Source organism: Pseudomonas sp. Fl5BN2, assembly GCF_009908205.1.
Lineage (GTDB): Bacteria > Pseudomonadota > Gammaproteobacteria > Pseudomonadales > Pseudomonadaceae > Aquipseudomonas.
Genome location: NZ_JAAARL010000036.1, coordinates 23807 through 46744 on the forward strand (window position 1 = coordinate 23807; position 22938 = coordinate 46744).

Annotated in this window: 23 protein-coding genes; 9 read left to right on the plus strand and 14 right to left on the minus strand. The window is 64.3% G+C overall.

Features of this window, described 5'->3' with window-relative positions; genetic code table 11:
- Positions 1-41: 41 nt before the first annotated feature.
- The 5 genes from GV819_RS31120 to GV819_RS31140 form a co-directional block, all read right to left on the minus strand.
- Complete coding sequence (locus GV819_RS31120; protein ID WP_161759857.1) at positions 42-698, minus strand: amino acid ABC transporter permease; 657 nt, start codon at positions 696-698, stop codon at positions 42-44.
- Positions 695-1336 carry an amino acid ABC transporter permease gene (locus tag GV819_RS31125; RefSeq protein ID WP_161759858.1) on the minus strand — a complete coding sequence of 214 codons (642 nt, stop codon included), beginning with the start codon at positions 1334-1336 and terminating at the stop codon, positions 695-697. Before GV819_RS31125 ends, GV819_RS31120 begins: the two co-directional genes overlap by 4 nt.
- On the minus strand, positions 1336-2139 hold the full coding sequence (locus GV819_RS31130; RefSeq protein ID WP_161759859.1) for an amino acid ABC transporter ATP-binding protein: 804 nt from the start codon (positions 2137-2139) through the stop codon (positions 1336-1338). The genes GV819_RS31125 and GV819_RS31130 overlap by 1 nt, the downstream gene beginning before the upstream one ends.
- A gap of 40 nt (positions 2140-2179) precedes the next feature.
- The gene (locus GV819_RS31135) at positions 2180-3487 is read right to left on the minus strand and encodes a M24 family metallopeptidase (RefSeq protein ID WP_161759860.1); all 1308 of its coding nucleotides are present in this window, start codon (positions 3485-3487) and stop codon (positions 2180-2182) included.
- 110 nt (positions 3488-3597) lie between these two features.
- On the minus strand, positions 3598-5634 hold the full coding sequence (locus tag GV819_RS31140; protein ID WP_161759861.1) for an NADH:flavin oxidoreductase: 2037 nt from the start codon (positions 5632-5634) through the stop codon (positions 3598-3600).
- Between the two features lie 128 nt (positions 5635-5762).
- Here GV819_RS31140 and GV819_RS31145 point away from each other — a divergent pair, with 128 nt between their 5' ends.
- Complete coding sequence (locus GV819_RS31145) at positions 5763-6434, plus strand: TetR/AcrR family transcriptional regulator (RefSeq protein ID WP_161759862.1); 672 nt, start codon at positions 5763-5765, stop codon at positions 6432-6434.
- A gap of 12 nt (positions 6435-6446) precedes the next feature.
- On the opposite strand, the gene GV819_RS31150 is transcribed toward GV819_RS31145, so the two are convergent.
- On the minus strand, positions 6447-7313 hold the full coding sequence (locus tag GV819_RS31150) for a LysR family transcriptional regulator (RefSeq protein ID WP_161759863.1): 867 nt from the start codon (positions 7311-7313) through the stop codon (positions 6447-6449).
- Positions 7314-7408: 95 nt separating this feature from the next.
- Here GV819_RS31150 and GV819_RS31155 point away from each other — a divergent pair, with 95 nt between their 5' ends.
- Positions 7409-7957 (plus strand): DUF4865 family protein, encoded by a 549-nt coding sequence (locus tag GV819_RS31155; RefSeq protein ID WP_161759864.1) that lies wholly within the window; start codon positions 7409-7411, stop codon positions 7955-7957.
- Positions 7958-8042: 85 nt separating this feature from the next.
- On the opposite strand, the gene GV819_RS31160 is transcribed toward GV819_RS31155, so the two are convergent.
- Positions 8043-9995 carry a bifunctional diguanylate cyclase/phosphodiesterase gene (locus GV819_RS31160; RefSeq protein ID WP_161759865.1) on the minus strand — a complete coding sequence of 651 codons (1953 nt, stop codon included), beginning with the start codon at positions 9993-9995 and terminating at the stop codon, positions 8043-8045.
- Between the two features lie 151 nt (positions 9996-10146).
- A complete protein-coding gene (locus tag GV819_RS31165) occupies positions 10147-10416 on the minus strand; it encodes a CbtA family protein (protein WP_161759866.1) in 270 nt (89 codons plus the stop codon).
- 212 nt (positions 10417-10628) lie between these two features.
- On the opposite strand from GV819_RS31165, the gene GV819_RS31170 reads away from it, so the two are divergent.
- Positions 10629-11192 (plus strand): histidine phosphatase family protein, encoded by a 564-nt coding sequence (locus GV819_RS31170; protein ID WP_161759867.1) that lies wholly within the window; start codon positions 10629-10631, stop codon positions 11190-11192.
- A gap of 99 nt (positions 11193-11291) precedes the next feature.
- Entirely contained in the window at positions 11292-12047 is a 756-nt protein-coding gene (gene cobF, locus GV819_RS31175) for a precorrin-6A synthase (deacetylating) (RefSeq protein ID WP_161759868.1), read from the plus strand.
- A gap of 255 nt (positions 12048-12302) precedes the next feature.
- On the opposite strand, the gene ftrA is transcribed toward cobF, so the two are convergent.
- A complete protein-coding gene (gene ftrA, locus GV819_RS31180) occupies positions 12303-13322 on the minus strand; it encodes a transcriptional regulator FtrA (RefSeq protein ID WP_161759869.1) in 1020 nt (339 codons plus the stop codon).
- 104 nt (positions 13323-13426) lie between these two features.
- Here ftrA and GV819_RS31185 point away from each other — a divergent pair, with 104 nt between their 5' ends.
- The 4 genes from GV819_RS31185 to GV819_RS31200 all read left to right on the plus strand — a co-directional run bounded on the left by GV819_RS31185 (position 13427) and on the right by GV819_RS31200 (position 16636).
- Positions 13427-13861 (plus strand): rhodanese-like domain-containing protein, encoded by a 435-nt coding sequence (locus GV819_RS31185; RefSeq protein WP_161759870.1) that lies wholly within the window; start codon positions 13427-13429, stop codon positions 13859-13861.
- A 364-nt stretch (positions 13862-14225) separates the two neighbouring features.
- Positions 14226-15005 (plus strand): ABC transporter substrate-binding protein, encoded by a 780-nt coding sequence (locus tag GV819_RS31190; protein WP_161759871.1) that lies wholly within the window; start codon positions 14226-14228, stop codon positions 15003-15005.
- 119 nt (positions 15006-15124) lie between these two features.
- On the plus strand, positions 15125-16237 hold the full coding sequence (locus GV819_RS31195; protein ID WP_161759872.1) for a succinylglutamate desuccinylase/aspartoacylase family protein: 1113 nt from the start codon (positions 15125-15127) through the stop codon (positions 16235-16237).
- Positions 16238-16255: 18 nt separating this feature from the next.
- Complete coding sequence (locus GV819_RS31200) at positions 16256-16636, plus strand: hypothetical protein (protein ID WP_161759873.1); 381 nt, start codon at positions 16256-16258, stop codon at positions 16634-16636.
- Positions 16637-16638: 2 nt separating this feature from the next.
- On the opposite strand, the gene GV819_RS31205 is transcribed toward GV819_RS31200, so the two are convergent.
- Positions 16639-17439, minus strand: a complete 801-nt coding sequence (locus tag GV819_RS31205) for a hypothetical protein (RefSeq protein ID WP_161759874.1) — start codon at positions 17437-17439, stop codon at positions 16639-16641.
- A gap of 144 nt (positions 17440-17583) precedes the next feature.
- Between GV819_RS31205 and GV819_RS31210 the strand changes: the two genes are divergently transcribed.
- The gene (locus tag GV819_RS31210) at positions 17584-18300 is read left to right on the plus strand and encodes an alpha/beta hydrolase (protein WP_161759875.1); all 717 of its coding nucleotides are present in this window, start codon (positions 17584-17586) and stop codon (positions 18298-18300) included.
- 13 nt (positions 18301-18313) lie between these two features.
- Here GV819_RS31210 and GV819_RS31215 read toward each other — a convergent pair whose 3' ends face one another.
- From GV819_RS31215 to GV819_RS31230, 4 genes are all read right to left on the minus strand, one after another.
- Entirely contained in the window at positions 18314-18892 is a 579-nt protein-coding gene (locus tag GV819_RS31215; protein ID WP_161759876.1) for a hypothetical protein, read from the minus strand.
- 217 nt (positions 18893-19109) lie between these two features.
- Positions 19110-20912, minus strand: a complete 1803-nt coding sequence (locus GV819_RS31220) for a B12-binding domain-containing radical SAM protein (RefSeq protein ID WP_161759877.1) — start codon at positions 20910-20912, stop codon at positions 19110-19112.
- 29 nt (positions 20913-20941) lie between these two features.
- Positions 20942-21856, minus strand: a complete 915-nt coding sequence (yddG, locus tag GV819_RS31225; protein ID WP_161759878.1) for an aromatic amino acid exporter YddG — start codon at positions 21854-21856, stop codon at positions 20942-20944.
- Between the two features lie 100 nt (positions 21857-21956).
- Positions 21957-22733 carry a helix-turn-helix domain-containing protein gene (locus GV819_RS31230; protein WP_161759879.1) on the minus strand — a complete coding sequence of 259 codons (777 nt, stop codon included), beginning with the start codon at positions 22731-22733 and terminating at the stop codon, positions 21957-21959.
- Between the last annotated feature and the right edge of the window lie 205 nt (positions 22734-22938).

A 22938-nucleotide genomic window follows, 5' to 3' on the forward strand; every position in this document is an offset into this window, starting at 1 on the left:
CTGTCGTGAGTGGGGCGAATACGGCCGGGGCCGCGTCAGTGCTACTGGTGGCGTACCAGCCGTCTTTCCAGTGCCGCCACCAGCAATGTGGCAGGGGCACAGACTGCGGCGTACATCAGGCCGGCCAGGGACAGCACCGGCATGTACTCGAAAGTCGTCGAACCAATCGATGAGGCCCGGCTGACCAGCTCCGGCAGGGCGATGGTGAAACACAGGGATGTGGCCTGGAACATCATGATCGAGAAGCCCAGCAACGAGGGCAGGGCGACTTTCAGCGCCTGGGGCAGGATCACGAAGCGCAGGCTGTCCAAGGGGGTCAGTCCCATGACTCCGGCAGCTTCCAGTTGGCCCCGGGGCACCGCCTGGATACCGGCGCGAATGATCTCGCTGGTGTAGGCGCCGGTGCACCAGGCCAGGGCCAGCACTGCGGCCCAGTAGGAGCTCAGGGTCAGCCCTGCCGAGGGCAGGCCGAAGTAGAAGAACTGCAGCAGGATCAGCGCCGGTGCCCCGCGCCCGACTTCCACCAGCACCAGCGCCGGGTAGCGCAGCACCCGCAACCGGTTCGATACCCCAAGGGCCAGCACCAAGCCCAGGGCAATGCCCAGGCCCAGGCACAGGGCGGTGACTTGCAAGGACAGGACGAAGCCCGGCCACAGTTCCGGCAGCCATTGCTGCCACATCTCGAGCACGGCGTTCATGTCGCGCTCCGCTGCCGCAGGCGGGCATCCAGCCAGCGCGAGAACAGTGCCACTGGCAGGCTCAGCACCAAGTACACCAGGGCCGCGGTGGCGTACACCGCCAACCCGGAGAAGCTTTCCTGGGACAGCTTGTAGGCCTGGAAACTGACCTCGGCCACCCCCAGGGTCGAGGCCACGGCGGAATCCTTGAGCAGGCCGATGGCGTAGGTGGCGGCGCTGGGAATCGCCACCTTGACCAGCTGCGGCAGGACCACGTCGAAGAAACGCTGGCGCCGCGACAGGTTGAGCACCGTGGCGGCTTCGAACTGGCCGCTGGGGATCGCCAGCAGGGCGCCGCGATACACCTCCGACATCTGCGCCGCGGTGATCAGCCCCAGGCCCAGCACCGCCGCGGCGAAGGGCGAGATCGGCAGCCACTCGCCGCCCAGGCCGAAGAAGATGAAGAACAGCCAGACGATGGGCGGGATCGAGCGCAGCGTCAGGACGATCAGCGAGGCGCCCAGGCTCAGCAGTGGCAGGCGCGACAGGCGCATGGCGCACAGCGGGAAGCCGAGGATCAGGCCCATGGCAAAGGCCGCGCCGGTCAGTGCCAGGGTCCAGGGCACGCCGCCCAGCATCAGGCCAAGGTCGGTGAGCATCAGCGATTCCTCACGGCCTGGAGAAACTTCACCACCCGTTCGTTCTGTGGGTGGCGCATCACCGCCTGGCTGGCGCCCTGTTCGATGATCCGCCCTTCGGCCATCACCAGCACCCGGTCGGAGACGGTTTCGGCGAAGTGCATTTCATGGGTCACGACAATCATCGACATGCCGTCCCGGGCCAGCTCCTTCATCACTGCCAGCACTTCCAGGCCCAACTCCGGATCGAGGGCCGAGGTGGGTTCATCGAACAGCATCAGTTCCGGCTCCAGGGCCAGGGCCCGGGCAATGGCGATGCGTTGCTGCTGGCCGCCGGAACAGCGCGCCGGGTAGTGCTCGGCCTTGTCCGCCAGGCCGACCCGCTCCAGCAGCTGCATGGAGACCCGGTCGGCCTCGGCGGGGCTGCGGCCCAGGGTGCGGATCTGTGCCAGGCTGACGTTGCGCAGCACCGTCAGGTGCGGAAACAGGTTGAACGACTGGAACACCATGCCGATCCGCCGTCGCAGTTGCACCAGTTCGGCCCGCGTGGGCGGGCGCTGGGCGTCGATCTGCAGGCCGTCCATGCTGATCCGCCCACTGCTCGGCGGCTCCAGTTGGTTGATGCAGCGCAGCAGGGTGCTCTTGCCCGAGCCGCTGGGGCCGATGATCGCCAGCACTTCGCCTTTTTCCATCTGGAAGCACACGTCGTGCAGTACCGGGTAGGGGCCGAACTGCTTGCCGATCGCGTGCAGTTGCAGGAAGGGCGGCGCGGCGCCAACGGCGGCCGCCGAGGCGGGGGCTTGCGTGTGCAGGTTGAGGTTCATGCGGTTCTCCGAAGGTCAACGGCAGGCAAACGCGGGCAGGTCAGCGCTCAAGGTCCAGCAATGGGGTGCTGGAAAGCACCTGCGGACCCTGGGCGCTGATCAATACCTGCTGCTCCAGCTTGACCCCCTGTGCGCCGCCTTGTTCGCCAATGAAGCTCTCCACCGAGACCACCATGTTTTCCTCGAAGTGGCCGTCGTAGCCCCACTCCGGGAAGTCCACCGCATAGGCCACGCTGGGGTATTCGTCCACCAGGCCGACGCCGTGCAGCATCATCATGTAGCGGTGGTGCCGGTAGCGTTCCGGCACCGGCCAGCAGTGCTCGGCGAACTCGCGGAACGAGCAGCCGGGGCGCAGCAGTTCGAGGTTGCGGCCGATCTGCTCGGCAGCGGTTTCCAGCAGCCGTCGCTGCTCGGCAGCGACGGGTTTGCCGGGGCAGACGAAACTGCGCGAGATGTCCGAGAGGTAGCCGCCGGGGCCGACCATGTCGGTGTCGAAACAGACCATCTCGCCGGCCTCGATGCGCTTGTCCGAGGCCTCCTGGAACCACGGGTTGGTGCGCTGGCCGGAGTTCAGCAGGCGGCTTTCCGCCCATTCGCCGCCGTGGGCCACGTTGGTCTCGTGGAGCACGCTCCACAGTTGGTTCTCGGTGATCCCCGGCACCAGGCTGTGGCGCATGCGGGCGATGGCCAGGTCGCAGACCGCCATCGACACCCGGTGGCTGGCCAGCTCCTCGACGGACTTGAGCATCCGCGCCTGTTCCATCAGCGGCTGGGCGTCGAACAGCTGGATCCCGTGATCGAGGAGTTTCTGCGTGCCCAGGGGATCGCAGCGGTCCACCGCCAGGCGCCGGTTGTGGCCGCCGTGCTGCTGCATCAAGGCGGCGATTTGCCCCGCCCACAGGGCGGCCTTTTCCGCGACCCGGGGGCCCGCGAGAAAATACAGCCAGGGGATCGCCGGGCGGATCTCGTCAATGCTCTCGATCCCTTCGCTGTTGTGTTGGCTGCTGCTGAAATCGAACAGCACCAGCGGTCCGTCGGTGGCGATGAACACATAGCGGCTGGGGGAATGCATGACCCACAGGCCAAGGTTATGGGTGTCGGTGGCGTAGCGGATGTTGATCGTGTCGGCCAGCAGCACCCCGGCGTAGTCGTGTTCGCGCAGTTGCTGGCGAATCCGCTCCAGGCGGTAGCGGCGCAAGGCCGGGCGGTCGATGGCGGCGTGGGCCTGGAGCAGCCCCCGGTCCACCGGGGCCAATTGATAGCGGCTGACGGCGGGGTCCTGGCGAAAGGCCGGGGCGTTGGGTGAATCTGTGTGCACAGGCTGTGACAACGGTTGACGACTGTTCATGGCGCAACTCCGCAGGGGCCGGCCGAGACGAAGCATTCGTTCCGGCGGGTCGACAGTGAGGCAGTGAATCAGGTCATGGACCGGCGCTCTGGCGGCGCCTGGCCCGGGGTTCAGAGATCCTTGAGCAGGCGCAATGCGTCGTAGATCGCTGCGTGGGTGTTGCGCGACGCAACCGCGTCGCCGATCCGGAACAGTTGGAAGGCTCCCTGAGGGTGGTCCGCGACACTTTGCGGCTGGCCGGCGATCAGTTGCCCATAGTCCACCGCGCCCTGGTTGCGCGACAGCGGCTTGAGCTCGAAATACAACTCGTCCAGGGGGCGGGTGCCGTGGTTGACCACGATCTGGTCGAACGCCCGGTGTTTTTCCAGCGGCCCGTAGTCGCTGCCCAGGTGCGCGATCAGGCTTGCGCCGTCGCGTTCCACGCGCTTGAGCCGGTAGGTCACGGTGAAGGTGGTATCCAGGGTTTGCAGCGAGCGCATGAACGGCACCAGGTTCATGCCCATCACCTCCGGCGCGAAGGCCCGGTCGGGGGTCATGATCTCGGTGCGTGCGCCGCTCAGGGCGATGACTTCCGCCGCTTGCAGGCCGGCGGCGTCGCCGGCGTCGTCGTACACCAGCACATTGCGCCCGGGCTTGACGTCGCCGGAAAGAATGTCCCAGCTGGACACCAGCCACTGGTTGCCCGATTCCAGCACTTCGGTGTGGGGCAGGCCGCCGGTGGCGATGATGACCACATCGGCCTGGTGCGCCAGCACGCTATCGCGTTCGGCCCAGGCGTTGAAGTGGAACTGCACGCCGAGGCGGTCGCACTGGGCCATGCGCCAGTCGATGATGCTGATCATCTCCTTGCGCCGTGGCGAGCGGGCGGTCAGGCGGATCTGCCCACCGGGCTGGTCGGCGGCTTCCAGCACCGTCACCTGGTGCCCGCGTTCGCCGGCCACCCGGGCCGCTTCCAGGCCGGCCGGGCCGGCGCCGATGATCAGTACCTTGCGCTTGAGCGCAGCCTTGGGAATGTCATGGGGCATGGTGGTTTCGCGGCCGGTGGCGGCGTTGTGGATGCAGTAGGCGGCGCCGCCGTGGTAGATCCGGTCCAGGCAATAGTTGGCGCCGACGCAGGGGCGGATGTCTTGCTCGCGGCCTTCGATGATCTTGCGCACCAGGTGCGGGTCGGTCATGTGCGCCCGGGTCATGCCCACCAGGTCCACCAGGCCACTGGCAATCGCGTGGCGGGCGGTGGCCACGTCGGGGATCTTCGCTGCGTGCAGGGTCGGCATGCCGGTATGGGCACGGACTTCCCCGGCGAAATCCAGGTGCGGGGCGTTGCGCATGCCCTGGATCGGAATCACGTCGGTGAGCCCGGCGTCGGTCTCGATATGGCCGCGGATCACGTTGAGAAAATCCACCATGCCGCATTCGCTCAGCAACTGGGAGATGCGCAGGCCGTCGGTCTTGTCCAGGCCGCCGCTGATCACTTCATCGGCGGTGTAGCGCAGGCCGACGATGAATTCGCTGCCGACCCGCTGGCGGATCGCCTTGAGCACGTCGAAGGTGAAGCGCAAGCGGTTTTCCAGGGCGCCGCCGTAGGGGCCATCGAGGTCGTTGGTCAGTGGCGACCAGAACTGGTCCATCAAGTGGCCGTAGGCTTGCAGCTCGATGCCATCCAGGCCGGCGGCCTGCATGTGCTCGGCGGCGGTGGCGTAGTCGCCGATGATGCGCTCGATGTCCCAATGCTCCAGGCGCTTGGGAAAGGCCCGGTGGGCCGGTTCGCGCTGGTGTGAAGGCGACACCACCGGCAGCCAGTCGCCCTTGTCCCAGCGGGTCCGGCGGCCCAGGTGGGTGAGCTGGATCATCACCGCGGCGCCGTGCTCGTGGCACTCGTCGGCCAGGGCTTTCATCCACGGCACCACTTCTTCCTTGTAGGCCAGGATGTTGTTGAACACCGGCGGGCTGTCGCGGGAAATGGCCGCCGAGCCTGCGGTCATGGTCATGGCCACACCGGCCTTGGCCCGCTCCACGTGATAGGCCCGATACAGCTCCTTGGGCATGCCGTCCTCGGGGTAGGCCGGCTCGTGGGAGGTGGTGATGATGCGGTTGCGCAGGGTCAGGTGCTTGAGCTGGAACGGTTGCAGAAGCGGATCGTTGTTCATCTCGGTCCCTCAGCAGGTGTATCAGGCGAAATCAACATAGAACTCAATGTACACCTGTGTCAATTAAATCGACATTGGTGAACATTCGACCCTTGCGAGACGCGTTTGCAGCGACTAGGATTCGCTACATGAACAGTCCAGCCACCCGCTCTAAAACAACTGCCAAGGCCGATAAAGGCTCCCTGCAAGCCTGGCTCGACGCCGCCTACGAAAGCCTCAAGGAGTCTGGAGTGGATGCGGTGCGGGTCATGCCCCTGGCGAAGAAACTCAACCTGTCGCGGACCAGTTTCTACTGGTATTTCGAGGACCGCGAAGCCTTGCTCGAAGCCCTGATCGGGTTGTGGAAGAGCAAGAACACCGATACCTTGCTGGCCCACGCCGAGGCCTACGCCGAGTCCATCACCGAGGCGATCCTCAACGTCTTCGATTGCTGGCTGAATCCGACCCTGTTCGACTCGCAGTTCGAGTTCGCCATGCGCAGCTGGGCCTTGCAGTCGGCCGAGGTGGCGCTGCAGTTGCAGAAGGCTGATGAGCAGCGGGTGCAGGCCTTCAAGCGCATGTTCGAGCGCTTCGGCATGAGCGAGGACGCCGCTTTCACTCGGGCCCGCTGCATCTACCTGACACAGATCGGCTACATCAGCCTCAAGACCCAGGAAACCACGGTGCAGCGCATGCGCTACATCCCGGAATACCTGCGCATCTTCACCGGCGAGGAGCCGCAGCCCCGGGAGCTGGAGCGTTTTTACCGACGCAATGGCCTGTGCCTGGAATCGCTGGACGGCATGCCGTCTCCCGCTTGAAGCGCCGGCTGCTCAGCGCGCCAGAGCCCCACGAAAGGCCGCGCTGAGGGCGCGCAAGGTGTCCCGGGAGCGGCCATCGGTGGGTCGTGCATGCAGCACCACTTCGCTCATTGGCAGTGTCGGCAAGCCCAGGTGTTCAGCCACGTCCACCGTGCCCGGTGGCGCCACGCGATGGGCCAGGGCGGCAACCCCGAGACCGGCGCTCACCGCAGCCCCCACGGCCAGCACGCCGCCACCGATGAACACCTCGATCCAGGGCCAGCCGGCGTCATCCAGGGCCTGCACCGCCAACTGCCGCACGCCACAGGGCGCGGCCAGGGTCGCCAGGCGCAGCGGGTTGCCGGACTGATGCTGCCAGGTGGGCGCGGCGAACCAGCCAAACCCTTCCACCACCAGCACTTCGCCATCTGCGCGGCGGCCTTCGTTGCGCACGATCACCGCGTCCAGTTCACCGCGATCGAAGCACGCGGTCAGCTCCCGGGACGAGTCGATGCGTACCTCGATCAGCAACAACGGGTCATAGGCGGTAATGCGTTGCAGCAACTGCGGCAGGTCAGGGCCGGCCACATGGTCGCTGATGCCCACCTGCAAGCGTCGGGGCGCGGCGTTCTGCAACTCCCCCAGGGCACGCTCATGGGCCCGCAGCAACTCCCTGGCGGCGTGGATGAACTGCGCGCCCGCCGGGGTCAGCCGCACATGGCGCGGGGTGCGCTCCAGCAGACGCTGGCCGAGGCGTTCTTCGAGGCGCTTGAGCTTGAGGCTGATGGCCGCCTGGGAGGTGTCCAGAGCCTGGGCCGCCCGGGTGAAACTGGCGAAATCGGCAATCAGCACAAAGGCCTGCACGGTATCGATATCCAGAGGCTTGGCGAGCTCTGACATATTCAATCCTTATCACAGATATATTTATCAATATCTTGTGGTAATCATTGGGGCTGCGCAAGCTGGCCACGCCTTTCAGCCAACGGAGTGACGCCATGTTTGCCAAACAGTATTGCCACCGCCTGCCTGCCGATTACCCGATGTCGATCATTCGCCAGCGTGCCGCCGAGCGCGGGCCGCTGTGGGATCGGGTCGAGGGCCTGGTATTCAAGGTATTTGCCGGGCGCGAACGCGGGGTCCATGGGGCCAGCGAGAACCTCTATGCCTCGCTCTACCTGTGGCAGGACGCAGCCGGGGCCGGAAAATTGCTGATGGGCCCCGGCTTTCAAGGGGTCATCGATTCCTTTGGTCGTCCGCACATCGAATCCTGGCTGCCCCTGGACTGGCGCCGGGGGCCGGCGCAGCAGGCCCTGAGCCTGTATCGCGAGGTCCAGGCCATCGAGCCAGGGGCGGACCGCCAGCAACTGTTGGCGGCCGAGGTGCAGCGCAATCAGCAACTGGCGGATGCTCCCGAGACCTTCGCCGTGTTCCTGGCCCTGGACCTGCAAGCCTGGCAGCTGCTGCGTTTCAGCCTTTCGGCGCAGCCCCCTCAACCGCGTCCGGGCGTCGAGTGCTATGAGGTGCTGTACCTGGCGCAGGGCTGATGTTCAATCGATCCGGCACGGCTAACGCCGTTGCTGGGGATCTTGCCGAGACCCGGCAGCGCCTTGCTCCTGGCGTGCGCCGGTTTCAGCTTGCGCGATCGCTGTCGGAGCATTCGGCGGCGATTCCCAGTTCGATCAACTCGGCCAGGGGCACCGCCGGGGAGAAGAAATAGCCCTGGGCACAGTGGATGCCGATGCCCTGGAGAATGTCGATCTGCTCCTGGGTCTCGACCCCTTCGGCGGTCAGTGTCGCCTCATACAGGCGGGCGCTTTGCAGGGCGATGGAGACGGCAGTGCGCATGCGTTCGTAGTGCAGCAGCGAAATCATCGAGTGGTCGATCTTCACTTCGCCGAAGGGGTACTTGGCCAGGATGCTCAGGGCCGAGTAGCCGGTGCCGAAATCGTCCAGGGCCAGGATCACCCCGTGATCCTTGAGCAAGAGCATGTTGTACGCCACTTGCTGGGTGTCTTGCAGCAGGGTGTTTTCGGTCAACTCCAGGGCCAGGCGCCGGCCCGGCAGGCCGGCCTCTTGCAGGCGCTGGATCAGCCGGGTGGCAAAGTCGACAGCACTCAGGGTGTCGGCCGAGACATTGACTGCCAACGGTCCCGACAGCCCGGCGCGCTGGTAATCCTGGGCGTCGCGGATAACCGCTTCGATGGTCGCCCACTCGAAGGCCTGCAACAGCTCCTGATGGCGCACCACATCGAGAATCAGCAACGGCGAAATTGCTGCGCCCTGGCCATCCCTGGCGCGCAGCAAGGCCTCGGCGCCGATCACCGTGCGCTGGCGCAGGCAGAATTTCGGCTGGTACTGCAAGGGCGGATTGTCGTAACGCAGCCAGTCCTGCAATTGCTGGCGAATCAGCTCTTTGCTTTGGGCCTTCTCGAGCAGTGACCGATGCAGGTAGTGCACCGCCTGGCGATGGTCTTGCAGGGCCAGGCTGATGTTGCGCAGGGTGATGTTGGCGCTGCCGCCGGCGCAGGCGTCGATCACGCAGAATTGCAGCTTGGGGCTCAGGCCGCCGTCCCCTGCCAGGCGGGTTTGCAAGGTCATCTGCAGGGAGGCAATCAGCGTCGACTCCTCGATCAACTGCAGCGAGCGGTCCGGCAGGTCCAGGGCCAGGCTCAGGGTGGAGAACATGAACAGCCTGGGCGCGGCGCTGGTTTGTAGGACCTGGCTCGAGGCACCGCTCTGCAGCTCCTGCGCGAGGCGGATCAGCAGGTGATCAGTCCAGTCATGGCCGTGGATCGCCACCAGGTCCTTGAGGTTGGTGATCTGGATCACCAGCAGGCTGTGGCCGCCGCGCTGGTTGGCGGGTTGCTGGTGCAGGTACTCCAGGTGGTTGCCCAGGGCCCGGCGATTGGGCAGTTGGGTGATCGGATCGGTCACCGCCTGCTGGAGCAGGCGGTGCTGGGCCTGTTGATAGCGCGCCTCGCGGCGCAGCATGGCGAATATGAGGATGAACATGGGCAGCGACAGCAGGCTCGACAGCAGGCGCAGGGACAGCAAATGGGCAGTGACGCTGGAGTCGACAGTGCCCATCCAGGCAATCACCTGCATCGGCGCGATGGCGGCGCCGACCCTTACCAGCAGCACCAGGCTGATACCCCTGAGGTTCAGGGCGCACAGGTCGCGCGATTGGAACCAGCGATGCAGGGCAATGCCGCCAAGGGTCATCAGGCTGAAACTGAACAGCGCTTCTTCAAACTGCAGGGGCCCGGCAATCCAGTAGCGGGCCAGGGCCACCAGCATCAGGCAGGCGGTTGCGCCCCACCAGCCGCCCAGCAAGCCGGCGAGAAACAGCATGTCGTTGCTGAGGAATACCTTGGTTGGCGTCTGCATGAATTCAGAGGCCAGGGCAATCAGCGCGACGTTGCTGGCGCCGAGGATCAATCCCAGGAGCATCTTTTGCGATTTGATCAGGCGCTGCGCGTCTTGGCGCAGCATCAGCAGGGTGCTGAGGATTCCCACCATGGCCACGTATTGCAGGAGCACGATGGGCAGCAGTGAGGTGTTGAGCGCAAGGTCGAGAGACATGAGCTCCCACATATCGCTGTGCATGGTTCTTGGGCTACCTGGTCGGATCGATGCGTGGGGATCTTGACGAGAATAGGGGAGGCGGGCTTGGCGGGCCTAGAAGAAAAGTCCTGTCTTGTGCTTGGATTTTTCTTGTACTGAGGTAGCGGGCTCAGCCCTTGAGGCGGGCATTGTCAGTGCTGCGCGGTTGCAGCAGCTTGCGCTCGGCCAGCCAGCCGAAGATCAAGCCCGGGGTGGTCCAGAGCACCACCTGGATGCCCAGGGACGCGACCCTGAATTTCCACAGCAGCACCGCCGAAAAGTGCTCCGGTACTTCGTTGATGGTGGGGAACAAGGCCTCGGCGATCGCCCAGGGCAGGACGTCGCCCAAGGCAATGCCGGGCAGGGAAAGATCGCTCTGCGTGGTAGCGCTATAAGCCATTGGAACCTCCAGGGATGACGCGTCCCGGTGCGGGGTACGAGGATCGAAACAAGGTCTGGCTTACGGCGAAAAGGCCGAATACAGTGGCGCGACTGCGCCGGATTGACACCGGCTTGCCGTTTCGAAATGAATGTTCAGTGCGACTGCGACAAAGCGTTACATCTGCCCCGGCGTTGTACGCTTCCCTACCGCTAACACCAGAGTGATGCCCCGTGCAGGCCACCCGTTTGACCCTGATCTGCCACGCCCGTACCGCCGCGCAGAAGCTGGCGCGTTTCCCCCAGGACGAACCGCTGGAGCTGGATTGCCAGGCGCTGGCCCTGAGCCGGGCCGCGGCGTTCAAGCGCTCGACGCAGGTGCTCTGTGGCCCGGAGTTGCGCAGCCGGCAGACTGCCGGGCTGTTCAGCTCCGCCCCAGAGATACAGGCGGCCTTGCGCGACTGCGCCTTTGGCGCCTGGCAGGGCGTGCGCATCAGCGAGCTGCAACAGCAGCAGCCCGAGGCCTTGCAGGCTTGGCTGGAGGACCCTCACCGCGCCCCACCGGGAGGCGAGTCGGTCGCCGAGCTGTGCCAGCGGGTGGCGCAGTGGCTGGAAGAAATGGCCCGGCGTCCGGGGCATTGGTTGGCGGTGACCCACCCCTTCGTCATCCGCGCCGCGTTGCTGCACGCGCTGCAAGCGCCCCTGGCCAGCTTCAACCTGATCGATATCGAGCCCTTGTCGCGCCTTGACCTGAGCCACGCCGGCCGCTGGCGCCTGCGCCTGGATGGCCGTGACTGAGCAGTTGCACCAGCCTTGGCCGCCAGACACACAAGCGTTTATCAGCACTGGAAAGCCGCCCATACTTGCCCCCCGGCCCAGCAACGAGAACCTGCCCTCATGAAAACCCTCCTGGTCATCGGCATCGGCGCCGGCAACCCCGACTACATCACCGTCCAGGCGATCAAGGCGCTGAACCGCAGCGACGTGGTGTTCCTGATGGACAAGGGGCCGAGCAAGGACTCGCTGATCGACCTGCGCCGCGAACTGTGCGAGCGCTACATCACTGAGCGGCCCTATCGTTTCGTCGAGGCGCAGACCCCGGAGCGCCAACGTGGCGAGGTGGATTACCGGGACAGCGTCCGGGCCCTCAACCACGCCAAGCAGCAGATCTTCGAACGGCTGATCAATGACGAATTGGCAGACGGTGAAACCGGCGCCTTCCTGGCGTGGGGCGACCCGGCGCTGTACGACAGTACCCTGCGCATCCTGCAGCAGATTCTGGCCAGCGGCGCGGCGCAGTTCGACTACCAGGTGATCCCCGGGATCACCAGCGTCCAGGCCCTGGCCGCCCAGCACAAAGTGCCGCTGAACCGCATCGGTCGTTCGCTGGAGATCACCACCGGGCGGCGCCTGGCGGCGGGGCAGGCCAGCGATGCCGACAGCCTGGTGGTGATGCTCGACGCCGAGGATTCCTACCGCCAGTTGCGTAGCCAGGACCTGGACATCTATTGGGGAGCGTACCTGGGCACGGCGAATGAAATTCTCATCAGCGGCCGCCTCGACGAAGTGGCTGACGAGATCCGCCGTGTGCGCCTGCAAGCGCGCGAGACGCATGGCTGGATCATGGACACTTACCTGCTGCGCAAGCCCTAGGCGCGAGCTCATGCCCGCGCGATAGCGGTTTTCCAATCGTTCAATGCGCGGCATCGGATCGTCGCCAACGATGAATGGGGACGTCGGCCCGTAGCGGCGGGCGGCCAGTCGGAAGCGGCCCTGCTTGAGGTCGAAGGCCAAGGTGTCGCGGTGGCCGCGGTCAAGTGGGCGTCCCTGGGCGTCGGTCAATCGCCTTGCTCTCAGGCAGGGCGACAATCTGCAGTGGAGTGTGTTTGCCGCTTGCTCCGGATCCGCCTAGGCAAGCTCCTCTGGTCCCCTGGACGGGGCTTGCAGAGCCCTCGCAGCGACAGGGGGCCTGGCCCGGCCGAAGCGCTCGCGATAAACCGAGGGCGGCAGGCCTACCAGGCTGCGAAAGGCCACGCGAAAGCTTTCCACCGAGCGATAACCGCAGCGCAGGGCGATGCTTTCGGTGGTTTCGCTGCCGCTTTCCAGCAACTCCCGGGCCCGGGCCAGGCGCTCATGCTGCAGCCAGGCCTTGGGCGTGGTCCCGGTGGCGTCGCTGAAACGCCGTAGAAAAGTGCGTTCACTCATCAGTGCCTGAGCCGCCAGATCGCTCACTGCCAAGGGTTGGTGCAGGCGTTCCCGGGCCCATTGCATGACCCGCGACAGGTCGCTGCGCGGGGTGCGGCTGACCGGCGCCGGAATGAACTGTGCCTGGCCACCGGTGCGCTGGGGCGACATCACCAGGCGCCGGGCCACGCTGTTGGCCACCTGGGTGCCGAAGTCCCGGGCCACCAGGTGCAGGCAGGCATCGATCCCCGCCGCGCTGCCGGCGGAAGTGATCAGTTGCCCTGAGTCGACATACAGCACGTCCGGGTCCACCCGGATAGTCGGGAAGCGCTCGGCCAGTTCCTCTGTGTAGCGCCAGTGCGTGGTGGCGCCCAGGCCGTTCAACAAGCCGCTGGCGGCCAGGGCGAACACCCCGGAACAGATCGACAGCAGCCGTGCGCCGCGATGGTAGGCCTGGCGCAGGGCCTCCAGCAGTTCCTGCGGTGGCGCCTGGTCGCGGTTGCGCCAGCCGGGAATGATGATGGTGCGGGCCTGCTCCAGCAGTTCCAGGCCACCGTCGGTCAATACCCGGATGCCGCCCATGGCGCGCATCGGGCCTTGATCCACCGCGACAATGCACTGCTCGTACCAGGGGAAATCGAACTCCGGCCGGGCCAGGCCGAAGATCTCCACGGCGATGCCGAACTCAAAGGTGCAGAGGCCGTCGTAGGCCAGGATCGCAACCAAGCCTGGGTGATTGTGCATTTGGCGGAAAGTTACCAGTCAGTGTCCGGGTCGCCACTTTAGCGCCAGGGGGCAGGGCGGATAAAGTCCTTCCCACCCCAACCGCGAGTTTTTTGGAGACGCCTATGACCAGCCTGGTCCGCAGTATTGCCGCCGCCCCATCAGCCATTGCCCTGATGCACTTTGCCAACCGGTTGAGCTTTGAAACCGATTGTTCCGACGTCTACAGCAGCCAGCAGGCCGGTGAGCTGGACTTTGTCCTGCTGGATGTGCGCAGCCCCGAGGCCTTTGCCCGTGGGCATGTGCCCGGGGCACTGAATATGCCCGGGCGCTTGCTCGACGCCGAGTGCTTGGCGGGTTATGCCCGGGGCACGTTGTTCGTGGTGTATTGCGCCGGCCCGCACTGTAACGGCGCGAACAAGGCGGCGGTGAAACTGGCGGCCCTGCAATACCCGGTGAAGGAGATGATCGGTGGCGTCACCGGCTGGCTGGATGAGGGCTTTGCGCTCAGCGTCGAGGTGGCGCGCGCCGAGAGCGTGACGGTCTCCTGCGCCTGTTGAACGGCGTGATACCGCTCGCCGCTGCCGCAGGCGGCCATCGGCTGAGGTCGCGTTCGACACACAGGGCCTTGTGCGTCGTTGGGATGCTGCACGGCAATCGTCCGAACGCGGCCCAAACCTGCGGTGGCGGGGCAGGGCAGCGGTTGCAAACGTGCCCCGTTTTGCAGCTTGTGTCGGGTTTTCGGGGGTAAATGCACCCCCTCGGGGCACCGGCCCAAAACCCTGATCGCGGCTGCATATTTTCTATAAGTATTTGTCGCTTAAACACAATCTGCTTCCCGGGAGCCGCTCTAGACTGCTGGCCACTTCGATTTCCCCACAATCGAATTCTGCCAATAAAAGTCTCCGGCTCCTGGAGTTATAAATGAACAAGTTTGTGCTGTTCGGTGCCCTGGCACTGTCGCTGTTTTCCTTCACCGCTACGGCCGACGAGGCCAAGCCGATCCGCATCGGTATCGAAGCCGGCTACCCGCCGTTCTCGATGAAGACCCCCGACGGCAAGCTCACCGGTTTCGACGTTGACCTGGGCAACGCCCTGTGTGAGCAGATGCAAGCCAAGTGCACCTGGGTCGAGCAGGAATTCGACGGCCTGATCCCGGCGCTGAAAGTGAAGAAGATCGACGCCATCCTGTCGTCCATGACCATCACCGACGATCGCAAGAAGAACGTTGATTTCACCATCAAGTACTACCACACCCCGGCACGTTTCGTGATGAAGGCCGGCACCACCATCAAGGACCCGCTGACCGAGCTCAAGGGCAAGAAAGTCGGGGTGCTGCGCGCCAGTACCCACGACCGCTTCGCCACTGAAGTACTGGTTCCGGCCGGCATCGAGCTGGTGCGTTACGGCTCCCAGCAAGAAGCCAACCTGGACATGGTTTCCGGGCGGGTCGACGCACTGCTGGCGGACTCGGTCAACCTCGACGACGGTTTCCTGAAAACCGACGCCGGCAAGGGCTTCGCCTTCGTCGGTCCCGAGTACAACGATCCGAAGTACTTCGGTGGCGGTGCCGGTATCGCCGTGCGCAAGGGTGACAAGGCGCTGGCCGAGAAATTCAACAGCGCCATCACCGAGATCCGTGCCAACGGCAAGTACAAGCTAGTGCAGGACAAGTACTTCAACTTCGACGTCTACGGCGAGTAACACGCTGGGGTAAAACCCGCTGGAGTTTAAAAAAGGCGGCGCCGGGGACCCGGTCGCCGCCTTTTTTGTGCGCCACTGTTTTATTCTGCGCCACGCCTTTTTTGATCCCTGGAGCTGCCATGCAACGCATCGACCATTCCCTGCCTTGGGGGCACCTGGGCACTTCGCGCCAGCTCAGTGTGTTTCGTTTCGGCAGTGGCAGCCGCAAGGTGTATATCCAGGCCAGCCTGCACGCCGATGAACTGCCCGGCATGCGTACTGCCTGGGAGCTGAAGCAGCGCCTGGCCGAGCTGGAACAGCAGGGGCGTTTGCAGGGCGTGATCGAACTGGTACCGGTGGCCAATCCCATCGGCCTCGACCAGCACGTGCAGGGCAGCCACCTGGGCCGCTTCGAACTGGGCAGCGGCAAGAACTTCAACCGCGGGTTTGTCGAGCTCAGCGGCCCGGTGGGCGACCTGATCGGCCAGCAACTGGGCAACGATGCGCCGGCCAACGTCGCCCTGATCCGCCGCAGCATGGTCCAGGTGCTGGACCAACTGCCGGCACCCGCTTCGCAGTTGCAAGCCTTGCACCGCTTGCTGCTGCGTCATGCTTGTGACGCTGATATCACCCTCGACCTGCATTGCGACTTCGAGGCGGCGATCCATCTCTATGCCTTGCCTCAGCATTGGCCGCAGTGGCAGTCCCTGGCGGCGCGGTTGCAGGCCGGCGTGGCGCTGCTGTGTGAAGACTCCGGGGGCAGCTCCTTCGACGAATCCTGTTCGTCGCCCTGGCTGCGCCTGGCCCGGGACTTTCCCCAGGCGGCAATCCCCCCGGCCAACCTGGCCACCACCCTGGAGTTGGGCAGCATGGGCGATACCCAGGTGCCGCAGGCCCGGGCCAACTGCGAGGCGATCCTCGGCTTTCTGGCCGAGCAGGGGCTGATCAGTGGTGAGTGGCCGGCAGCCCCGCAGGCCTGTTGTGAAGGCATGCCGTTCGAGGGCACCGAATACCTGTTCGCCCCGCACCACGGCGTGGTCAGTTTCCTGCGCGATGCCGGCGAATGGGTGGAGCAGGGCGATGCCGTGTTCGAGGTAGTCGACCCCTTGAGTGACCGAGTCAGCACCGTGCGTGCCGGTACCAGCGGCGTGCTCTTTGCCCTGGACCGCGGGCGCTACACCCAGCCGGGAATCTGGCTGGCCAAGGTTGCCGGGCGCGAAATGATTCGCGCTGGCAAGCTGATCAACGATTGAGCCCAGGCCGCTTAGCCCATGCCCCGACTGTCCCTGTGCATCCGCCTGCTGTTCGCCCTGTGCCTGCTGGCGGCCACCTTCAACCACCTGCGCGCGGCCTTCGACCACGGCCTGCTCTGGGACTACGGCTACGGCGCCGATACGCTCCTGGCCAGCCGCGCCTTCTGGGGCTCGCTGACGGTGTTCGATCCCCTGGCGGCGCTGCTGTTGTGGCGGCGTCCGCGCCTGGGGCTGCTGCTGACCCTGGCGATCATCCTGCTGGACGTACTGCACAACAGTTTCTACGTCGCGGCCCACGGGCAGTGGCGGGAAACCTTCTACCTGTCCCAGGTGGGCTTTCTGCTGCTGGTGCTCCTGCTGCTACCGCTGGCCTGGCGCGGTCTGCCGGCCAGGGGCTGAGGTCAGCGGGCCTGGCGGTCCATGGCGTCGAACATCACCCCGAGGCTGATGGGGTCCAGGCAGTCTGGGGCCAGGGCCCGGGTTTGCTGGAAATAGCCCCGGGCCGGCGGATTCTCGATATCGTCCTTGATCGCCAGCAGGTAATAACCGTCGGCTTGAAACTGTTCCAGGCTCAGCAGTGCCGGGGTGTAGAGGTCTTTCAGCGTGGCCAGTGGCCGCTCTGGCTCGATTTTGGGCATCGCCCATTGCTTGAAACAGAACGAGTTGCGGGCCGGCAACGGGTAGTGGTCCGCGTAGGGGTCGGGCTGCTCCAGGGCCTTGAGCAGTTGCGCCCGCAGACGCAGCAGTTCGGGATCATTGAATTTGAAGCGCTGGAACGCCGTCTCGCATTCGCGCATCAGCATCACCGCAGCGGCCAGCAAACCCTGGTCGGCGGCGCTCTGGTACAGCGCGCAGGCCAGGGTGTGTTGTGCCGTGTAGTCATGGCCGGACAAGGTCTTGCGGCCTTCCTCCAGGTTGGCCAGCAGGTAAGTGGCGACGCCATGACCCGCGGCACTGGCTTGGCGCAACTTGCCCTCGTAGATCTGGACCTGCGGCATAACCTGCTGCATGGCCTGGATCGACGCCTCACGGTCCGTCTGACCCTGTTGTTCCTGCTCGATCAACAGTTCAAGCCGTTGCTGGTTGTCCTCGGCCATGCGCATGGTCTGCTGGAAGGTCGCCTCGGTCTCGGCGGTCGGTGCGGCCTGTACCGGGGCGCACAGGCCCAGGCCCAGCAGCAGGGTTGAAAGGCGCAGCTTCAATGGCGCTTCCTCCTTGAATGGCCGCGCAGGATACGTCGCCCCAGGGCAATCGACCAGTATGTGGGTGATGATCCTTCGGGGCGGTCGATGCTAGGCTCTGGCGATCCATTTTCCGTCTCTCCCCCCTTTGATAAGGAGCAGGACATGATCCGCTACCTGGCGCTGTTGGCGTTTTTCGCCGTGCCTTTTGTCCACGCCGACACCCCGCTGCGCGACGATCTGCCGCTGCGCTACCTGGAGCAGGCCCCCAGCGATACCCGCAACCAGCCGTTGGTGATTTTCCTGCATGGCTACGGCAGCAACGAAGCTGATCTGTTCGGCATCTGCGAGCGTTTGCCGGCGACTGACACCTGCCTCTCGGCCCGGGCCCCACAGACCCTGGAGGAGGGCAGCTACCAGTGGTTCCAGCGCAAGGGCCATGGCCCTTACGACGGCGTCACTGAAGAGTTGGCCAGCAGCGCCAGACTGATCGGCCAGTTTGTCCGGGCGGCGGTGGCCAAGTACCACACCCAGCCGGACAAAGTGGTGCTGGTGGGCTTTAGCCAGGGCGCGGTGATGGCCTATGAAGTGGGCCTGCGCCATCCGCAATCGGTACGGGGGATTGCGGCGTTGAGCGGGAAGATCCTCCCGGTGCTGGCATCGGAAGTTAAGGACAACCCGACCTTGCAGCGCCTGGGGATCTTCATCGGCCATGGTACCGACGATCAGCGCCTGCCCTTCAGCGACGGTGAGGACGCCAGCGAGCTGCTGCAAGCGTTGTCATTGAAGCCGCAGTTCCATGCCTACCCGGGCCTGGGCCACAGCATCAGTGTTGCGGAGATCGACGAACTGAATCACTGGCTGCAGGGGCTCAACCCCTGAGCCGACGATCCATTCACTGGCCGAGGATCTGCTTCATCAGCGCCGCGTGGCCGGCCTTGTCGGCGGCGCGGGAGATCACCTGGATCACTGCCACATGAGTGCCGGAGCCGGCGATCAGGGTCGAATTCAGGGTTTGCCCGCCACCCTGGGTCGCGGTGCTGTCGATCTGGCGCACGCCGAGGCCCTTGAGGGTCATGCTTTTTTCACTCTGCTTGCTGAAATCCGGCAGGGCCGCGGCCTGTTGCGAGAGAAAGCCGCTGACCGCCTGATCGAGAAATTCCGGGTCGTTGTCCTTGACCTGCACGCCGTTGGGAATGCTGTTCTGCGCGGCGATCACCACGGTCTTGGTGCTGGCGTTGGAGTACAGGGTGCCGCTGGCGCCCTCGGTGCCGTTGGCCTCGCTGCCGGCCGACAGGGCGGAGGCGCTGAAGCCCTTGGGCAGGGTGAAGGCGAGCTTGCCGGCGAGCAGCGAGACCTGCTCCCCCGGTGTCTGCTTGGCCGTGGATTTGCTGGCTGCAACGGCGTTCAGGGTGCCGAGGCCCGCCACTGCGGCGAATATCAGGACCAGGGCTGTTCTAGCGAAGGATGACATGCACAATCTCCGGGCATTGGATCAAAGGTGCGCATCATCCCACGGCCGTCACAGCCTGCTCCAGCGAGATTTTTCGTGGTGGACCAATGGCCAGTAAGAGCCTGTTGCAGGTGCTGGCTGGCCAGCGAAGGGGCCGTGAGAGGGGCTTCGCCGGCAAGCCGCTGCCTGCCGTCAGAGGGGAGCCAGCGCTTGAGTCGGATCTTTCTATTCTTGGCGCTCAGGCATCCACCGGCCAAGTGCCGCGGCGGACCATTTCCCTGACCCGGTCGGCGCCGTTGGCCCGCACCAGAAGTTCCAGCCTGGCTTTCTCGATGTCTTCGGCGCTCCATGAGTCGGTGGCCATCGTGGCCTTTTCATGGGACCAGCCATTGTCGTAGTGACGTACTACATATTGCTGCTGGTACTCCCACATCTCAGTGCCGGGAATCGGCGTCACGATGAACGGGTTGGCGTAGGCCATGCCGGCACCCATCAGCGTGACCGCGTAGTCGGTGGTCCTTTCGATCAACTCCAGGCTTTCAATGAACGGCTTGGCCCCCGGGCTGGCCGGCGGGTTGACAAAGCCCAGCATGAAACCGCCGGTCACTTGAATGCCGTGCTCGGTGAACATCTCGATGATTTCAAAGGTGGCTTGCTGGATCGCGTTGAAGCGCGATTTGTTCGAATTGATCAGGCTGTCTTCGTTGGCACTCTCCACCGCCAGGTAGATGTTGTAGCAACCGTTCTCGGCAATTGAGCGAATGAACTCGCGGGCAGTCAGGCCGCCCTTGATCGCCGCGATCACATTGCGGTACTGCGGGCTTTTCAACTCCTTGTCATCCAGCTCAGCGAGAAAGCGTTCCCCCTGGTGCAGCAGCACCAGGTTGAACAGACTCAGGCCTCCTTCCTCGACCCAGGGCAGGTTGTGTTTCTTCAGCAGGCGGCCGACCTCCATGGCGTACAGCGGATCGTGCATCAGGTGGTCGTCCTCGATCAGCACCTCGGTCACCCCCTGGCTGACCAGGTCCGCCAGGTGCAGGTCGAACCAGTCCAGGCCCAATGCACGCCAGGGGCCGTTGATCTTCGGTATGTAGCAGAAGTTACAGTTTACGTTGCAGCCGATGGTGGAGAAGATCTGCGCCCAGGCACCGTGTTTGTGTACTCGCGCGCCTGAGGAGTGATACGGCTGCAGGTAGTGGTTCATGTCCAGGAAGCTGAAGTCTGGCAAGGGCATGACTCCCAGGCGCTCTTCCAGGTCCTGGCGCGCGGGTACGATGCTCAGGTAGCTGGATTTGCGTGAAGGACGGATCAATTGTCCCTGCTGGCCACGATAGGCCACCCCCGGAACGCCATGGATGTCGGCACCCGGGTGGCTCAGGGCATCGAGCAACAGGGTGAAGGCCCGATCGGCTTCGTTGATCAGTACAAAGTCGAAGGCCGAATCCAGCAGGGCGTTTTGCCAATCACCGCTTGAATGTGCACCACCGGTCACCAGTACCAGGTTGGGGTCTATGGACTTGACCAGGTCGGCCAGTGCCCGGGCGTTGCCCCATTGCACGGTGTAGTTGCACTGGATACCAACGATGTCGGGTTGCGCTGTTTCAATGATCTTGCGCATCTGATCATCGGTCAGGCCGTAGCGCACCAGATGCCCCTGGTCCACGTCCACCAGTCGTGATTCCTGTTCCCAGCCGGCGAAGGGCGCATCGATGATCTGCACGTCGTAACCGGCGCGCCTGGCCACGGTGGCGATACGCAGCAGGCCGATGGGGGTTCCGGCGCGCTTCATCACTTCAAAGGTGTCGATGCCGATGTCGGTAAATGCGCTGCCTTGTGGCGCCGGTTCGATCAGGCGCGTGTAAGGCGGGACAAACAACAGCACGCGGGGGGCTTCGCCATGGGCGCGTCGACGTGTTGCGCTATGGCTGGTGGTCTGAGACGGGTTGCCCAGGAACTGAAGAGTCGCCCGGGTGGGGGCCACCGAAAACCTTGGGGCAGCACGATCGAGCCTCGCAGCTCCTTCGGAAGCAATCAGGTGCATTTTTTTAGGTTCCTTGCAGGCAGAGAGAGTCAGGCGTGGGGCGCGCGTTGGCGTGTGGTGGCAAGCACTGCGCCGGCGATGATGAGTACCGCGGGTATCAGCAGGATCGGGCTGGCGTGGGTCTGGCCGACCAGAATCAGCAATAGGGTGGAGAACAGTGGCGCGAGATAGGACAGGGCGCCGAGACTCGCCAGGTTGCCGTGCTTGGTGGCGTGATCCCAGGCGAAGAACGCCAGGCCAACCGGGCCCAGGCCGAGGCCGATGATGGCCGCCCATTGGCTGGAATCGGGCTGGATCGTGGTTTCGAAGGCCAGGTGACAGAGCAACCCGGCCACGGCCACCAGGCCGCAGATGCCGCCGATGATGCTGCTGGGGACGTTGTTGAAGCGTCGATTGACCACCGAATAGCTGGACCACACCAGCGCGCAGAGCAACGCCGCGGCATAACCGGCGACTGGCATTTCGGCGACACTGGCCTGTGACCGTTGCAGCATGATGAACGCGGTTCCGGCAAGTCCCAGGATCGCGCCCAGCAGCTGCCGTTGGCGCAGCGCCTGGCCGCCGGCGACGCCCGCCAGCAACACGATCAGGAGGGGCCAGAGGTAGGCGATCAGGCTCGCCTCGGCAGGGGGCGCGGCCTTGAGGGCGAAAAAATACAGGGCGTGGTAGGCAAAGATGCCCAGGAAGCCTGTCGCCCAGACTTTCCAGGGCTGGCGCCAGCCGTGAAACCCTGCGGCACCACGCAGGCCGAGAATGCCCAGGCTGGCGAGAAAGGCCACGGCAAAGCTTAACGCCAGCAATTCAAAAGGCGGAATGCCCGAGGTAAAGGTGGTGAGCAAAGCCAGGCAGGACCACAGGAATACCGCAATCACGCCAATCGCCGTTGCGGAACCGGCGCTCCTGATAGTGGTGGTTGTCTTGGAAGGTGTTGTCGTGTGTGTCATGAGCCCCGTCCGATGAGCATTTCGGAACGGGGATGATAGAAAGGATGGTCAGGCGAGTATTGATCGGTGCTGCCGGATATTTGTTCCAGACTGCAGGTTTTCAGTAGGCCCTGGAGCACCTTCGCGCGGATGCCGGGGTCAAGTCATGGCTTTTCTTCAGCGCATGGTTCAACGCGCTCTGGTCGGCGTAGCCCACCCGGTGGGCGATATCGGTGATCGACAATTGAGTGTCGCGCAGCAGATCCATGGCCAGGTTCAAGCGCAAGCGAGTCACATGCGCGAAAGGGGTGGTTCTCAGGTGCTGCTCGAAGAGGATGTACAAGCGTCGTTCGCTGGTGCCCGAGATGCGGGCGATCTCTGAGGCGGTCAGGTGGCTGTCGAGGTTGTTTTCGATATGGGTCAGAGCCCTGGCCAGGGTGAATTGCCCATGATCGGGGGTGTTGCTGTGGGGTTGTACCAGGGACGACATCAGCAAGGTGCTCCAGGACTGAGCGACCTCGGGTGAACTGGTCAGCAACGGCGCGCTGCGCGTCGCGTAGTCAAGCAGATGACGGATCTCCGGCCTCACCGGAAAGAAGCTCTTTTCATTCAGCCGCTTGATGGTTTCTGCTTCAGTGTTGTGCGTACTGGCAGACGGAAGGGGTACATCGAGTACCAGGAAGGTATTGGTGGTATTGGCGGAAAAGGCGTGGGGGGCTCCGGCGGGAATGATCACACCCTGGCTCCAGTCGACTTTGCCGCCGCGGCCATCGACCTCTATTTCCATCGAGCCGGACTGCGGTAGGACTATCTGGTGGTAGTCGTGATCATGCAGTTCGACCTGACCTGAGTAAGATCGCAGGGCCAGTGAAGCCTTCTGTGTATCCGTATTGCCCATCACGCTCTTCCGTAAGACTAATTGTGCCTGATGCATGATGCATGAGTGCTTGAGCCCTGCGCCAGTGTCTGGTTGCCAGGGCGAGCGGTCATTTCATGCCGCGCTCAACGACGCTGTTCGGCCTGTGCCTCACCCGTGTGCTGAAGCAACAAGTGTTTGCTCAACAGCAACACCAGCATCGACACCGCCACCCCCAGCATAAAAG

What these genes read in the sequence shown, in the direction of transcription:
- GV819_RS31155 (WP_161759864.1), top strand. Translation starts at nt 7,409, where the DNA reads ATGTTTGCCAAACAGTATTGCCACCGCCTGCCTGCCGATTACCCGATG.
- GV819_RS31215 (WP_161759876.1), bottom strand. Translation starts at nt 18,892, where the DNA reads ATGTCATCCTTCGCTAGAACAGCCCTGGTCCTGATATTCGCCGCAGTG.
- GV819_RS31190 (WP_161759871.1), top strand. Translation starts at nt 14,226, where the DNA reads ATGAACAAGTTTGTGCTGTTCGGTGCCCTGGCACTGTCGCTGTTTTCC.
- GV819_RS31160 (WP_161759865.1), bottom strand. Translation starts at nt 9,995, where the DNA reads ATGTCTCTCGACCTTGCGCTCAACACCTCACTGCTGCCCATCGTGCTC.
- GV819_RS31185 (WP_161759870.1), top strand. Translation starts at nt 13,427, where the DNA reads ATGACCAGCCTGGTCCGCAGTATTGCCGCCGCCCCATCAGCCATTGCC.
- GV819_RS31140 (WP_161759861.1), bottom strand. Translation starts at nt 5,634, where the DNA reads ATGAACAACGATCCGCTTCTGCAACCGTTCCAGCTCAAGCACCTGACC.
- GV819_RS31145 (WP_161759862.1), top strand. Translation starts at nt 5,763, where the DNA reads ATGAACAGTCCAGCCACCCGCTCTAAAACAACTGCCAAGGCCGATAAA.
- yddG (WP_161759878.1), bottom strand. Translation starts at nt 21,856, where the DNA reads ATGACACACACGACAACACCTTCCAAGACAACCACCACTATCAGGAGC.
- GV819_RS31135 (WP_161759860.1), bottom strand. Translation starts at nt 3,487, where the DNA reads ATGAACAGTCGTCAACCGTTGTCACAGCCTGTGCACACAGATTCACCC.
- GV819_RS31200 (WP_161759873.1), top strand. Translation starts at nt 16,256, where the DNA reads ATGCCCCGACTGTCCCTGTGCATCCGCCTGCTGTTCGCCCTGTGCCTG.
- ftrA (WP_161759869.1), bottom strand. Translation starts at nt 13,322, where the DNA reads ATGCACAATCACCCAGGCTTGGTTGCGATCCTGGCCTACGACGGCCTC.
- GV819_RS31120 (WP_161759857.1), bottom strand. Translation starts at nt 698, where the DNA reads ATGAACGCCGTGCTCGAGATGTGGCAGCAATGGCTGCCGGAACTGTGG.
- GV819_RS31220 (WP_161759877.1), bottom strand. Translation starts at nt 20,912, where the DNA reads ATGCACCTGATTGCTTCCGAAGGAGCTGCGAGGCTCGATCGTGCTGCC.
- GV819_RS31130 (WP_161759859.1), bottom strand. Translation starts at nt 2,139, where the DNA reads ATGAACCTCAACCTGCACACGCAAGCCCCCGCCTCGGCGGCCGCCGTT.
- GV819_RS31125 (WP_161759858.1), bottom strand. Translation starts at nt 1,336, where the DNA reads ATGCTCACCGACCTTGGCCTGATGCTGGGCGGCGTGCCCTGGACCCTG.
- GV819_RS31165 (WP_161759866.1), bottom strand. Translation starts at nt 10,416, where the DNA reads ATGGCTTATAGCGCTACCACGCAGAGCGATCTTTCCCTGCCCGGCATT.
- GV819_RS31230 (WP_161759879.1), bottom strand. Translation starts at nt 22,733, where the DNA reads ATGGGCAATACGGATACACAGAAGGCTTCACTGGCCCTGCGATCTTAC.
- GV819_RS31150 (WP_161759863.1), bottom strand. Translation starts at nt 7,313, where the DNA reads ATGTCAGAGCTCGCCAAGCCTCTGGATATCGATACCGTGCAGGCCTTT.
- GV819_RS31210 (WP_161759875.1), top strand. Translation starts at nt 17,584, where the DNA reads ATGATCCGCTACCTGGCGCTGTTGGCGTTTTTCGCCGTGCCTTTTGTC.
- GV819_RS31195 (WP_161759872.1), top strand. Translation starts at nt 15,125, where the DNA reads ATGCAACGCATCGACCATTCCCTGCCTTGGGGGCACCTGGGCACTTCG.
- cobF (WP_161759868.1), top strand. Translation starts at nt 11,292, where the DNA reads ATGAAAACCCTCCTGGTCATCGGCATCGGCGCCGGCAACCCCGACTAC.